This window comes from Pseudokordiimonas caeni (genome assembly GCF_026719705.1).
Classification (GTDB): domain Bacteria; phylum Pseudomonadota; class Alphaproteobacteria; order Sphingomonadales; family Kordiimonadaceae; genus Gimibacter; species Gimibacter caeni.
The window spans coordinates 1,706,562-1,719,787 of record NZ_JAPPRR010000001.1; the positions used below are offsets into that span (position 1 = coordinate 1,706,562).

Here is a 13,226-nt window from a genome sequence, read left to right on the forward strand (position 1 = left end):
GCACCCTTCCGATGAAAAACCCCGGCACATACCGGGGTCCACATGAGTTTCGCAATCTTTGGCGCCAGGTCAGGTCGGCGAACCACTCTGATCAGGATTGGGCTCGGGGACTACCGGCACTGCCGACGTATTGGGCCGCGGCTGCGTTACCACCCGAACAACTCTAGCTACCGTCTGCTGCGTATTCTGCGCAGTTTGCACAGTCTGCGTATTGCTGCCACCACCGACGTTCGCATTGACGTACGCCATCTGCAATGGGCCGTTGTTAATCGAAGCCACAAGAGTCTGAATGCGCGCTGCACTTTCCGGATTGGTGTTTGTCATTGCATAGGCAGCGTTTGCAGCGGCTGCCCCCACGGCATCTGAAAGTGTTGGATCCGCGCTGGCAAACGCGCTGGCAAGAGCCGGGTCGCTTGCAAGCGTCACAGCCATAGAAATCAGTGCTACCGAACCTGACGGGTCAACTGTCGCAAGGTTTTGCCCCATTGTGGCGATAGCCTTCACCACGCTCGCAACCATCGCTCCTTTGCCCTGCGCAATCTTGGAACCAACGAGCTGCTGGATCGCGGCAGTGTTGCCCGATTGGGCAAGCGCAATGAGCTGCGCCTGCAACTGCCGCTCTTCCATACTTGCAGAGGCAGCTTGCGCCATCGCTGCAGGCGTTATAACAGGTAGCGCACCAAGGGAGGTAAGCGCAAAGCCGAATGCGACGGCGATAGAATAGGTAAGTTTCATGACTTTCCTCCCGACAGGGTGCTCAGACCAGCGTATAAAACGTCGATACCAGTTTTATTCCAGAATCTGTTAAGCATCAATATCTTAAAACTGCGGGCTGCCTGCAACACAACATTCCTTGCGCGGCACCTTATTCCCGAACGAATTCCTCCAGAAATGCCTCTTGGACTTTCGGGTCATCACCAAGCAGGAAGGAAACCCAGTCAAGCCGTCCCATTCTGACGACATACAGCCGGAGCGTATCGTTATGCGCCTGGTAGAGCCGCATCGTCTGTTGCCTCAGAAGATCAAGGTCACCCGGAGCCAAGGCCGGCAGAAGGGTTCGTCCCAATTCAAGCCGCGGTACCATCAGGTCATACGCCAGAGGACCTGTCAGCAACGAGCTGCGCAGCGCTTCGACCGCCTTGCCCTCCTGCCCCAACAGGACCGACCGGGCAACCGCCAGCCTCGTCCAGCCATAGGAATATAGGGGCCGGAGGGCGAGACCGGCCTCAAGTTCGCTCGCCGCTTCTGATGCAATGATACGCCGGGTCACAGAATCTTCCTCGCGAGCCAGTTCGGCAACATAGAGCGCGCCCAGATTCATGTGCGGCTCAGCGAGCGGCGCCCATTCCAGGGCCGCCCGGCTGGCTTCGACCAGGATTGCACGTTCATCGGACGACAGCACTTCGCCCCTATTGACCATTTCGATATAGGGCTGCGCAGTCGCAAGGTTCAGGTGCGCCAGCAATCGGGGAGCGGTGGCCGCAAGCGCCCAGAAGGAAAGCCCGATACAGGCGATGAAGAGAACCAAACCGGTTCGTCCCGTCGGCTTTGCGGAGTTCTGCCGGAGCTTTTTACGGTGCGGAGACGCTTTGTGCATCCGCGTTTCGCCGCCCGGCTCAGTTTGTGTAGTAGGCTTTATGCTTGCCATAATAATGCCCGTACTCGCCATAGCCGTAGCCCACGTGCTTTTTCACATTAACTTGTGAAATCACCGCACCCGCCACATCGACCCCGGTATCGGACAGTTGTGAAAGGCCGGTACGGACCGACTCCTTCGCTGTCTTGTCCCAATGGACGACATAGACGGTTTTATCGACAAGCTTGCTCGTCAGGATCACATCCGAAACGGCAAGCACGGGCGGTGTGTCAATGATGATAAGGTCAAACGTCTGACGTGCCGCCGTGATGAACTGCTGCAGTTTTTCATCCACAAGATAACGCTGGGGTTCCGGCGTATGACCGCCGGCGATGAAATAGCATCCAGACTTTTCGTCGCGCGCAATTGCATCCTTGATGGAAAGATTTTGCTGCAAACAGTCCAGAAGCGTCGGGCTTCCCGCTATCTCGGGCACACGACGCTGAAGCGTCGGCCGGCGCAGATCGGCCTCGATCAGAAGGATTTTGCTGCCCGACTTTGCAAGGAGCCGAGCAAGGCAAAGGGCAAAGGTTGACTTGCCTTCGCCTGACACGGACGACGTTACCTGGATCACCTTGGGGGCAAGACTGCGATCCTGCGAGAACATCAGGGTTGCAAACACATTTCGATGCGCTTCAGCAAAGGATGACGTGCTTTTGTCCAGGATATATTGTTCCGGCTGGCTCTGGTTGCGACCAAAAAGGTGCGGAATGAGGCCCAGACCCTTGATATTCACATCATCCGTCAGCTGCTCGAGCGTATGGTAACCGTTTTCAAGCGTCTCCAGCAGGAACGCGATACCAATACCGGTCGCGATAGACCCGAAGAAGACGACCAGAAGCGTCAGCCCCTTGCGCGGGAAGGATGCTTCGGTGGGCGCGGTCGCGACAGACAGGATACGGGCATCCGCTTGCTGCAGATCCTCCTGATTACTGGTTTCACGGAACCGGGTCAGGAAGGTCTCAAGAAGGACGCGGCTTGCCTCGGCTTCCCGCTCCATCTCGCGCAGTTGCACGAAGGCGCGGTTCGCCTCGACATTCTCGCTCTTCAGACCATTGAGGCTATCTTCAAGGGTGCGTACTTTTGCCTGGGCAATCCTAACTTCGCCCTCGAGGCTCGACACGATCTTGCGCATCTCGAGCCTGACTTTCGTCTGGAGGTCCGCAAGTTCGGCTTCAACCTTGATCATGTTCGGGTGCTTCGGGCCGTATCGCGTTGCCAGTTCGGCGCGGCGACGCAGTACTTCGCTTTCCTGCTGTTTCAGGCTCTGGATCAGCGGGCTCGTCAGCACCTCGGCAAGAGTTTCTTCAGAGGCGATACTGTTCCGCGCAAGTTTATCGAGCTGCTGGAAGCGTGCCTCAGCTCGGGCAAGCTCTGTCCGCGCGGTGATCAGGCTTGAGTTCACCTCAGACAATTGCTGTTCATTCACAAGCCCTTGACCGTGTGTCTGAAAGAGCTGGTTGTCTTCGCGAAACCGCTGAACTGCCAGTTCGGAGACCCGCACCTTCTCGCGCAGGGTGCTGATCCGTTCATTCAGCCAGTTGCTGGCCCGCGACGTCGCTTCGTATTTATATTCCAGCTGGTCGGTCAAATAGAGTTCGGCGAGCGTGTTCGCCAGCAGCGCAGCCTTTTCGGGATTGTGCGACTTTACAGTCACTGCGATCGAGTATGAACGCGCCGGATTGTGCACGCTCAGAGCCTCTATGACATTATTGACCACCAGATTATAGTCCTGCGCGGCGGCGGCCTCAGCGGACAACGTCTGTTCATCGCCGAGGAGCATGCGTTTCCATTTTTCCGGCACCCAGTTGACCGGGTTTAACGGGTCTTCCTCGCGAAGTTCAAAGTTGAATTCTGGATCCTTTGTCAGGTCCAGCTTGTCGACCAGCTTACCGACCAGACGTCGGGACCTTAGGACGTCGACTTCCGTGGTGATCGCGGCGACGTCAGTGCCAAGCCCCGTCAGAACCGCATCCATATTAACGATATTGTTCTTGCGGGATTCGATCGCCATGAGCGTGGAGGCGGAATAGACAGGCCGCAGCTGGAAGAGAATGATCAGTGTCGCAATGCAAAGCAGCGCCACCGTATTGATGATGACATAGCGTCGGCGCCACAACAGGCGGCCGAATGCCCGCAGGTCAAACCCCAACTCCGGTGCGTCGCTCAGGATCGGATCAATTGCAGATTGCTGTGACGCCGTGGGCCTGACGATATTCATCTAACTCGTTCCTGATAGAGCGGATAACGCATGGTTCGGATTCTTATCGAACAGCGGCATCAGGTCAAAACAGTCTCTGGGGAATACGAATAATATCCCCCGGCAAAACCTTTGCTGTGATCGCCGACTGCAACTTGATTTCCTTGTCGCCATTCTTGCGGGTGACTTCAATTTTCTTTTCCTGGGCGCGCGGCGTAAACCCGCCAGCAAGCGCCACGGCATTCAGTATGGTCATGCCATTCACATAATCATAGCTGCCCGGCTGCTTGACTTCCCCAAGGATGTAGAAGGGGCGATAGTTCATGATCTCGAGGCTGACCTGCGGATTGATCAGGAACCCATTGGCCAGTTTGTTGCCGACCTGGCGTTCAACTTCCGTCACGGTCAAGCCGCTGACTTTCAGCGTACCAATAAGCGGCAGGCTGATCTGTCCGGTCCCATCCACCTCGAACTCACCCGAAAGGTCCTGTTCGTTATAGACAAGAACCCGAACCTTGTCGCCGGCACCAAGGCGATACTCGATATTGTCCTGATCCCGCGTTTCTTGGGCGGAGAGGGGCGCAGCCTGTGCGACGGCAATAACTCCGAAAAAACTGATAGCCAGAAGGATCGCGAGGGACTTTAGCTGACGCAACAAACCGGACTCCTTTAGATCACAAGATGCAAAGCGGGCGAGATAATCAAATCTCGCCCGCCCCTACATAGTCAAACGATTACCACTGCAGCTTCAAGCTTGCCATGATCTTGTTCCGCGAGAATTCACCACGGCCGACTTCGTTGCTCTTGTCGCTATAGTCATAGCGGAGTTTGAGGCGGAGGTTCCTGTTGATAAGATACTCCCCGGCAAGGCCGAAACCAAGCACATCGTCTTCGCGAACGGTGCCGATGAATTCCTGCCGCGCATAGCTTGCGATGCCCGAAAGGATCAGGTTTTCCATCAGCTCATGCTCGATTGTGAAGTCGACACCGGTGTTGAGGATACCGGCCACGGGGACGAAGGCGCCAAGCGCATTCTCATCCGATACCGATGTCTCGACCACATCCTGCGAGACACCGAGTTTCATTGAGGTGAGCTCGGTCGGGCTCCACTCAATGGCCGCACCATAAGTGAACTTGCCGACATCCTTCAGCGCGCTCGAATCGTAATCATGGTTCAGATAGCCAGCGTAAACGTCAATGCTGGTTGTACCGGTGATATCAAGCACACCGCCGACCACAAGGCGATAGCCATTCCCGTCACGCAGCGGGCCGCCATCTTCCTGCGAGTTGTCGTATTCCACCTTGTTGCGGGTGCCGAGGACATAGGCTTCGGTGCTGTCGCCGATTTCATACCCGAGGCGCAGGCCAACATTGTAACGCTTGCGGTCGCGATCATCGTTGTTGTTGATGCCACCACCGACAAGGTCCGCATCCTTGAAATTTCTCCGCGTGTAATCAGCAAAGAGCTTCATGGACAAGAGCGAAAGATCCCGCGTGAAAGCTACGTTCGCCTTGAAGACATTGTACTCGGTCGGATCGGCAACTGCCCCGAGGCTGTCCGGTGAACCGCGATCCTCATGCAGCTTCGAATAGTCGACCCCCGCGTCGAAGTATGTACCTTCCATAACTTCAAGCGTGCCGTAGGACGTGAGGGTGTAATCCTCGTAGTCTTCGCGGGAATTCTGGTCGTAATAACCAAGGTCTGCGCTTGCGATAACAGCGAAACTGTTGTTGTTCCAGTTCGAGTACAGCCCGACTTCGGGTTTCACATTGAAGATTGTGTCATCAACCTTACCGGTGTCCGTCGCATAAATATTGTCATCGATGGTCACGCCACCGACCGCGCTCGGCATCAGATAGAAGCTGCCGACACTGAGACCGAGTGCATCATAATCCTGCCGCGGCTTCTTCGACACCTGCACGACGGACGATTCCGCAAAAGCAGGGGCCGAAATGGCGCCGGCGAGCACGGTGGATGCCAGCATGCCGCAAAGCGTATACTTGAAAGACTTCATAATCAGACCTCACTTTTATACATGAAGGCGGAACAAACAATATTTGCCCATGACTTGATGGTATGAATTCGGTGCCGTCATCACAACCTCCCCCGGGCTGGGGCATTTCGCCCATAAGACTTTGTACTTTCGGCAATTCGCGGGAACCTTATGCTACCGCCCGGCCACGCTCAATCGAAAAAATGCCTCCAGAAATAACCGCCGGGCAAGACACCCGACCCGTCGCTGGCGCACATTCATTCGTCCACCGGTCAACGGTACATTTGTTCCGTTGAATACGGAAGCAATTGATTGCAAAGAGCCACTGGCGTTCGTCATTTAAAATCGCAGACTGACAGCAATGCCACAGAGGCCCGACCAAGCTCAAGCCTGCCCCGTCAGAAGCGGAACAGATCGAAATAGGCTTTTCCTACGAGGGTCCAGCTATAGCGTCGCTCCGCGATTTCCCTCATCGCTCGTCCAACCGCGTTGCCATCCGCCGCACCGAGGCCACGGGCCAGCAGGGCCAAATCGTTGGCGCTCCTGAAAAAAAGCGCTTTATCTTCTGTTGTGTGCCGGTTGAACGCACAGTCGAAGGCGAGGACCGGAATCCCGAAATGCATCATTTCAACCAGTGAAGGGTTTGTCCCCCCGGCCGAATGGCCATGCAGATAAATCATCGCACGATCACGGATCGCCCGCAGCACGCCGGGCTCGTAGATCGGGTCCAATAACGAGATGTCGGGGTTGTCTGCATAGGCCGCTTTTAGCCTGCGGCCATAACTGCTTCTGTCCCAGTTACCAATGAAAACAAGTGGGATACCGAGACCGGACCCTGCTTCAAGGATCATCTCCACATTGTTTTCAGGCTCTATTCTGCAAATCGCGAGCGCATATCGCGCGGGCAATTCTTTGCAATTTTCCACATGGGGCGTTGCCGAAACAGCATGATCACCACCGTAAGGGATCGTCACGCAAGGGACGCCGTATCGCGCCTGAACATATTCAGCAACCGCCTTGTTGTCGGCGACCACCACATCTGAAAAACGAACGGCGGCCCATTCCGAGACTTTAAGCACGGCGCGCGCCAGAGGGCTCCACTTGTCGCGGCGCCACTCGATGCCATCAATGTTCGTGACGATACGAGGGCGTCCGAGCACCTTCCGCGCAATTCGAATTAAGGGCAAAATCAAAGCGCCGGAAACACCCAGAAGGAGAATGTGACTGGAGCCCCGCATCAGGGCATCAAGCATCGACCAAGCGTCATAGACCATGCTGGATGCGCCGTTTGCCCGCAGAGGAACGAACCGGCGACGCGCACCCCTGAAACAGGGCGCCCGGTCTTCAAACGCGGGTGCAGAGCAGTAAACTGTAATCCCGGCTCCGCCCTCTGCCCGTTCGGCATATGTCACCAGATTTTCGGCGAGGGTTTCGAAGCCACCATAGCTGCCCGGAACCCCGACCGTGCCTATGATCGCCACATGGAACGCAGACTGGATGCCATCTTTTTTCTTTTTCTTCGACTTTTGAGACAATCGTCGCCAGCCCCCGCATCCCCGCTTGCATTCGCCATTCATGGCGCCTCCGGACCGCACCCTCCAACAGAGCAGACGGTGCTGGACGACACCCGATCAACCCCATATATTCTGCTGAACCGTCTCAGACAATCTCGTTCCAAACGTGTTGGACACTCAGCGGGCAGTACATCCATGAGCCTTATTATTGCCTACCTTGGCATACTGACGGTCCTCGTTATAGCCCTGAACGCCCGGTTCCTGGGCGAGGCCCTCGGCGTCATGGATGACCCGGAGCTCGAAAAACACAAGCGGCATACTATCTCCACGCCACTGATCGGCTCATTGCTCGTCGGGTCAATCGCCGTCACTATCGTCATAAATCAGATGGTCTTTGAGCTGAGTGATCGCTGGGGTGGCGTGAGCACCTGCGTCCTTCTTGTCGCAGCCTTGGGCTTTCTGGATGATCGCCACAATCTCAAATGGCAGCTCAGGCTCGCCCTTATTGTGGCCATCTGCGGCCTGCTCGTTTGGCTGGTGCCGGAAATCCGGCTAACCAGCCTCCACTGGTCCTTCGGCGAGACAATCGTTCTCAGTCATTGGGTCAGCATCCTCCTGACCGTCGCCTGCCTTGCCACCCTCGTCGTCTCGTTCAACATGATGGATGGATATAATGGCGGCGTGATCGGGATCAGCCTTATCCTGGTTCTTGTCATGGCGCTGCTGTCCGTCAGCCCGCACCGGCAGGCGATCTGCCTGTTCCTCGCCTCGGCCCTCGGCATCATGTTCGTTTACAACATGAAGGGGAAATTCTTCCTTGGAGACGGCGGCGCCTATGCGCTTGGCCTTCTGGTGGGTTCACTTGCGCTGATGACCTATAACCTTGGCAGTGCAACCGTGCCCGTCTATGCGGATACTGTGGGAATTTGGCTTATGTTGCCGGCTGTTGACTGCCTGCGCGTTACGCTCGGTCGCAAGCTCCGGAAGCAGAGCCCTTTCAGTGCCAACCGCGACCATCTTCATCATATCCTCCTCGACCGTTTCGATGCCGGGACCACTCTGGCAATCATAATGTCGATTGTCGGGGCAACCGTCAGCTTGTCGCTCTTCACGGCGTCCTACAGCTTCATCCTGTTCGCTGCCTGTTTCTGCCTCTACTTCTTCATCCTGCCCATCATCGACAGCACCTTCCCTGCCAAAGCAGAAAACCCATTGTAGGAACCGGCATTCCGACGGACCCTTTTGGTTCCATTGGCCGAACCGCCGTCAGCTGGTGTAAGAATTGGCATGAGTTCAGCATCATTCGAGGAGCCCAGAGCAAAACCCCGTGCATAAATTCCTGATCTATTTTCTGATTGCCTTTTCGCCCCTTCCTTTTGCGAGCGCCCGCCCGGCGTGGCAATTGTTATGGACCGGGCTGATCTTATTCGCTTCGATTGCCTTTTTCGCAGAGCGTATCTGGCGGAAGCGTTGGCTTTTCCCCGGCACGCATTTGCGCTCGATCCCGAAGGTTCCCCTTGTTAGTTTCGGGGTTGTTACCCTGTGGGCATTTATTCAGCCCCTGAGCCTCGGCATTGCTTCCGGCCAGTATCCTTTTGATTCCACGTTTGCATTTGCTGAAGTTGCGGGCGCGCCAACATCAATTGCGGTCAATACGGAAGCAGGCTTTTTCGGGGCCCTGCAGCTCCTGTCACACCTTGTGCTTTTCGTGCTTGTCTTCGCTTATGCACGCAGCCCCGAGACTGCCAACCGGCTGATACGCTTCATCGCCATAACAACGACCTGTTATGCAGCATACGGATTCATCACCTATATTTCCGGCAACGAGAAGATACTCTGGTTCGACAAGTGGGCGAGCCTCGACAGCCTGACTTCCACCTTCGTCAACCGAAACAACTACGCAACCTATGCCGGGATTGGCATCATCTGCTGCCTTGTCTGGTGCTCGGATATCGTGATGCCTGAAAAGACAACGGCGCTGAACCGCCGGGAACGTTTGGGCCAAACCATCAACCTCATCCTCGGCAGAGGCTGGGTTCTCGGGCTGATGCTGCTTGTATCCTTCTCGGCACTCATGCTCACCAACTCGCGGCTTGGAACAGCGGCGAGCATACTTGCTATACTGTTATTCCTGACAACAGCCTTTGTCCGACATTGCCACCCCGGCTTTCGCAAACTGGCGGTCTTCGGAACTGCGCTCCTTGCATTGCTGTACGTCGGCTACAATCTGAGCGGCGATATGCTGCAGGAGCGCCTCCTGGCCGACCCGCTTGAGGATGCCCGCTTTGAAATCTATCCCGGCGTCATCGACGCCATCGGACAGCGCCCGCTCACAGGGTACGGACTGGGCAGCTTTGCCGATATCTTCCAGATGGTCCGGTCGCCCGAACTACCGGATCGGGTGAATTTCGACCAGGCGCACAGCGACTATCTGGAAATGGCCTTCAGTCTCGGCATTCCGGCATCCCTGATTGCGCTCATCGGGTTCATCTCTTGCCTCATCGCGCCGCTCAGGACACTGACGGCAAGCGATCGGCTTTTCCATACGAAACTCGGGATTCTCGCCGCCTCGTTCCTGGTTGCCGTGCATTCAACACTCGATTTCCCGCTCAGAATTCCGGCGATATCATATGTCCTGACCTGCCTTCTTGCGCTCGGCGTCAGCTCTGGGACGTTCGCGCCGAGCATTTCCGGCAAGCACCAGCGCACGTCCGGTCGATAACCAAGGACTGTCAGAGGCAAATTTGGCGCACTCAGGCGCACTTTCCAGGGAATTCCCGGGAAAATGATATGAGCGAGAAATCGCAAAAATCAAGCGTTTCCAGTGTCTTGGGAAGATTGGGGAATTGTGGGGAAGTGAGAAAAACCACCCCTTGGTGCCCGCTGCCGGCACCAGAGTTATAATTATATCAATAAGTTACAAGCACTTGGCGCAAATTTGGCGCACGATTTTTTCCGCGACCTCCCCCTTTTCCGCCCCATGCCTTCTATAATTCTACTTGGATTTGGCGCCAATTATTGAAGGAATTCGTATAAAGGAGGCTCCACAAGACGAGGATACTTGGGAAGCCCTCATGTTTCATCTTTAAAAAGTTGGGTGGTGAGGACCATCTCTAAGCACCACCCTTTGAGTTAGGAACAACACAAATTTAATACGATAAAAAACCTTATATCATATTGATTCATATATTATAATCCGCCCAATAAAGCTTCATTGGGTTGGCAACCAGCAGCCTGTGCTGCAGGTCGGCGATGGGGGCGATGCGCGGGATCATGTCGACAAGGTGGCCGTCATCGGGGATGGCATCCTGCATGTTCGGATGCGGCCAGTCGGTCCCCCAGAGGCACCGGTCCGGATAATCGGCAACAAGCGGCGCAACTGCCTCGGCGAAGGCGTTCCACGGGGCACCCGACGGGTCCAGCCTGTCAGGGCATGTGGCCTTGAAATGGATATCATCGCGGCTGTCCAGAAGGCGTCGGAATGCCTTCATGTCGGTACCATCAGGCCCTTGGCTCACATCCGGGCGTCCCATGTGGTCGATCACGAGGGGTACGGGTATGGCATCGAGGAAAGGCCGCAGTTCTTCCAGAATGTCGGCCTCGAAATAGACAACGACATGCCAGCCCAGCCGACCGATCCGGCCCGCAACCTCCAGAAACTTGTCCTTCGGTGCATCGTCCACCAGCCGTTTCAGGAAGTTGAAACGAATGCCCCGAATGCCGCCAGCATGGAGGCGGTCCAGCTCGGCATCGTCAATTGCCGGATCCACCACCGCCACCCCGCGCGCCTTGCCGCCTGAAGCTGCGATGGCATGCAGGGTCGCCGCATTATCGGTACCATGGCAGCTTGCCTGCACGATCACATTGCGCGCAAAACCCAAATGGTCGCGGAGCGCGAAAAGCGCGTCGGCACCAGCATCTTCGGGCAGATATTTGGCCTTCGGGCTGAAGGGAAACTCGGCCATTGGGCCAAACACATGGCAATGCGCGTCCACCGCGCCGGCCGGCGGTGTGAAGCGCGGCTTCGATGGGCTGGCGTGCCAGCTGACGATCCGTTCACTCATCCGAAAACTACTCCATCCATCAGTTTGCGCGCCGTGCGCAGAAGGGCCGCCGTCCTGACCGCACCGGCATCATCAAGTTCCATGACGCAGCTCATTTCGCCTGTTGGGTGCTCGACAGACAATGTCTTCACCCTGCCTTCAGGGATGCTCGCAACCTCCGCCGCTGGCGAACCCTCGATAAGGCAGGCGGTGGCAACCGACACAGCCCCCAGTACCCCGATCGAAGCATGTGCCCGGTGCGGGATAAAACTGCGAACGGTAATTGCCCCTCCCTGCCGCGGGGGCGCCACCAGCATCATCTTGGGCACCGATTTTTCGCGGACGTCGCCAAGGTTCATGCGCGGTCCGACCGCCAGCCGGATGGCCTCGATCCTCGCTTTGAGGTCGGTATTGACGTCCAGTTCCTCGCGGCTTTCAAAGCCCGTGGCACCAACATCCGTCGCTTTCATCACCACACACGGCATGCCGTTGTCAATCAGGGTCAGAGGAACGCCATTCACGGTTTCAGCCGCAAGACCGGTCGGCAGCAGCGCCCCGCACGATGACCCTGCGGTATCGCGGAATTCGAGCGGCACTGGGGCATGCGTCCCCGGCACACCATCGATGGCGGCGCTGCCCTCATAGGTCACCCGCCCATCGGGCGTCTGCACCGTGGCAACAGCAATCTGGCCCGTGTTTTCCATGAAGATGGTGACTTTCGTCTCGCCTTCAGATGCGGCGACAAGCCCGCGCTCCAGCGCAAAGGGGCCTACGCCTGCAAGGATATTACCGCAGTTCTGCGCGTCCGAAACAATGGCCTGATCCACAAAAACCTGCAGGAACAGATAGTCGACATCAACACCCGTACGACTGGACTTTGAAACGACCGCCACCTTGCTGGTCAGCGGGTCGGCGCCGCCCATGCCGTCGATCTGGCGAGGGTCTGGGGATCCCATGACGCGAAGGAGGAAAGCATCGCGCGCTGCCCTGTCGGCGGGCAGGTCGTCCTTCAGGAAGTAGCCCCCTTTCGACGTGCCACCGCGCATCCACATGCAGCGCACGCCGTCAGACATATTTCAGGCCCGCCTTCTCGAGCGGCTCGCGCATTTTGTACATATCAAGGCCCAGAATGCCGGACGCGAGCTTGGCGCGCTTGTCACCTTCATTGGCTTCCCGGGCCTGCGCCTTGGCAAGTACATCGGCCGCTGTGGCGCGCGGCACCACGCAGACGCCGTCATCATCAGCGACAATCACATCGCCCGCCTGAATGGCGGCCCCCGCACAGACGATGGGCACATTCACCGACCCGAGGGTCGCCTTGACGGTGCCTTGCGCCGAAATGGCCTTCGACCAGACGGGGAATCCCATTTCCGTCAGGTCGCGCACATCGCGCACGCCGGCATCGATGATGAGGCCACGGCAGCCGCGCGCCTGCGCCGAGGTTGCCAGAAGGTCGCCAAAATAGCCGTCGGTGCAAGGGCTTGTCGGCGCCAGCACCAGAATGTCGCCGGCCTTCAACTGTTCGATGGCCACATGGACCATCCAGTTGTCGCCGGGCGGCGCAGAGATGGTGACCGCCGAACCCGCAATGCGGGCGCCCGTATAGATGGGCCGCATATAGGGCAGCATCAGGCCTGTCCGCCCCTGCGCTTCATGCACAGTCGCAACACCGCAGGCCGCGAGCCCATCGATGACTGCGGCGTCCGCCCGCTCGATATTTTGAACCACGATGCCGGACATGACGATCCCTTCCTTTCCTGTTTCAACCCCAAGGGTCGCCCCGGCCCGATGCCAAGACAAGACGGAATGGTGGACAAGCCATAAATTTTTGCTAAGAAA

11 protein-coding genes are annotated in these 13,226 nt (G+C 57.0%); 2 read left to right on the forward strand and 9 right to left on the reverse strand.

What is annotated here, in order from left to right; genetic code table 11:
* Positions 1-69: 69 nt before the first annotated feature.
* The 6 genes from OU694_RS07745 to OU694_RS07770 form a co-directional block, all read right to left on the reverse strand.
* The gene (locus OU694_RS07745) at positions 70-735 is read right to left on the reverse strand and encodes a hypothetical protein (protein ID WP_308910408.1); all 666 of its coding nucleotides are present in this window, start codon (positions 733-735) and stop codon (positions 70-72) included.
* Between the two features lie 130 nt (positions 736-865).
* Positions 866-1,648, reverse strand: a complete 783-nt coding sequence (locus OU694_RS07750; protein ID WP_308910409.1) for a hypothetical protein — start codon at positions 1,646-1,648, stop codon at positions 866-868.
* Complete coding sequence (locus OU694_RS07755; RefSeq protein ID WP_308910410.1) at positions 1,617-3,857, reverse strand: GumC family protein; 2,241 nt, start codon at positions 3,855-3,857, stop codon at positions 1,617-1,619. The genes OU694_RS07750 and OU694_RS07755 overlap by 32 nt, the downstream gene beginning before the upstream one ends.
* 64 nt (positions 3,858-3,921) lie before the next feature.
* On the reverse strand, positions 3,922-4,494 hold the full coding sequence (locus OU694_RS07760) for a polysaccharide biosynthesis/export family protein (RefSeq protein WP_308910411.1): 573 nt from the start codon (positions 4,492-4,494) through the stop codon (positions 3,922-3,924).
* A 76-nt stretch (positions 4,495-4,570) separates the two neighbouring features.
* Positions 4,571-5,851, reverse strand: coding sequence for an outer membrane beta-barrel protein (locus tag OU694_RS07765; RefSeq protein WP_308910412.1), 1,281 nt, complete (start codon positions 5,849-5,851; stop codon positions 4,571-4,573).
* Between the two features lie 377 nt (positions 5,852-6,228).
* Positions 6,229-7,407 carry a DUF1972 domain-containing protein gene (locus OU694_RS07770; RefSeq protein ID WP_308910413.1) on the reverse strand — a complete coding sequence of 393 codons (1,179 nt, stop codon included), beginning with the start codon at positions 7,405-7,407 and terminating at the stop codon, positions 6,229-6,231.
* A gap of 132 nt (positions 7,408-7,539) precedes the next feature.
* Here OU694_RS07770 and OU694_RS07775 point away from each other — a divergent pair, with 132 nt between their 5' ends.
* Together OU694_RS07775 and OU694_RS07780 are read left to right on the forward strand one after the other, a co-directional pair.
* Positions 7,540-8,562, forward strand: coding sequence for an MraY family glycosyltransferase (locus tag OU694_RS07775; RefSeq protein ID WP_308910414.1), 1,023 nt, complete (start codon positions 7,540-7,542; stop codon positions 8,560-8,562).
* Positions 8,563-8,671: 109 nt separating this feature from the next.
* Entirely contained in the window at positions 8,672-10,066 is a 1,395-nt protein-coding gene (locus OU694_RS07780; protein ID WP_308910415.1) for an O-antigen ligase family protein, read from the forward strand.
* Between the two features lie 460 nt (positions 10,067-10,526).
* On the opposite strand, the gene OU694_RS07785 is transcribed toward OU694_RS07780, so the two are convergent.
* Genes OU694_RS07785 through ligK form a run of 3 tightly spaced genes read right to left on the reverse strand, consistent with a single transcriptional unit; the run spans position 10,527 to position 13,127 of the window.
* Positions 10,527-11,408 (reverse strand): amidohydrolase family protein, encoded by an 882-nt coding sequence (locus OU694_RS07785; RefSeq protein WP_308910416.1) that lies wholly within the window; start codon positions 11,406-11,408, stop codon positions 10,527-10,529.
* The gene (locus OU694_RS07790) at positions 11,405-12,460 is read right to left on the reverse strand and encodes a 4-oxalomesaconate tautomerase (RefSeq protein ID WP_308910417.1); all 1,056 of its coding nucleotides are present in this window, start codon (positions 12,458-12,460) and stop codon (positions 11,405-11,407) included. Before OU694_RS07790 ends, OU694_RS07785 begins: the two co-directional genes overlap by 4 nt.
* Positions 12,453-13,127: a 4-carboxy-4-hydroxy-2-oxoadipate aldolase/oxaloacetate decarboxylase gene (gene ligK, locus OU694_RS07795; RefSeq protein WP_308910418.1), complete on the reverse strand. Its 675-nt coding sequence runs from the start codon at positions 13,125-13,127 to the stop codon at positions 12,453-12,455. The genes OU694_RS07790 and ligK overlap by 8 nt, the downstream gene beginning before the upstream one ends.
* Positions 13,128-13,226 lie beyond the last annotated feature (99 nt).

Coding starts and splice junctions, on each gene's coding strand:
- OU694_RS07745 (WP_308910408.1), bottom strand. CDS start 735: ATGAAACTTACCTATTCTATCGCCGTCGCATTCGGCTTTGCGCTTACC.
- OU694_RS07750 (WP_308910409.1), bottom strand. CDS start 1,648: ATGGCAAGCATAAAGCCTACTACACAAACTGAGCCGGGCGGCGAAACG.
- OU694_RS07755 (WP_308910410.1), bottom strand. CDS start 3,857: ATGAATATCGTCAGGCCCACGGCGTCACAGCAATCTGCAATTGATCCG.
- OU694_RS07765 (WP_308910412.1), bottom strand. CDS start 5,851: ATGAAGTCTTTCAAGTATACGCTTTGCGGCATGCTGGCATCCACCGTG.
- OU694_RS07770 (WP_308910413.1), bottom strand. CDS start 7,407: ATGAATGGCGAATGCAAGCGGGGATGCGGGGGCTGGCGACGATTGTCT.
- OU694_RS07775 (WP_308910414.1), top strand. CDS start 7,540: ATGAGCCTTATTATTGCCTACCTTGGCATACTGACGGTCCTCGTTATA.
- OU694_RS07785 (WP_308910416.1), bottom strand. CDS start 11,408: ATGAGTGAACGGATCGTCAGCTGGCACGCCAGCCCATCGAAGCCGCGC.
- OU694_RS07790 (WP_308910417.1), bottom strand. CDS start 12,460: ATGTCTGACGGCGTGCGCTGCATGTGGATGCGCGGTGGCACGTCGAAA.
- ligK (WP_308910418.1), bottom strand. CDS start 13,127: ATGTCCGGCATCGTGGTTCAAAATATCGAGCGGGCGGACGCCGCAGTC.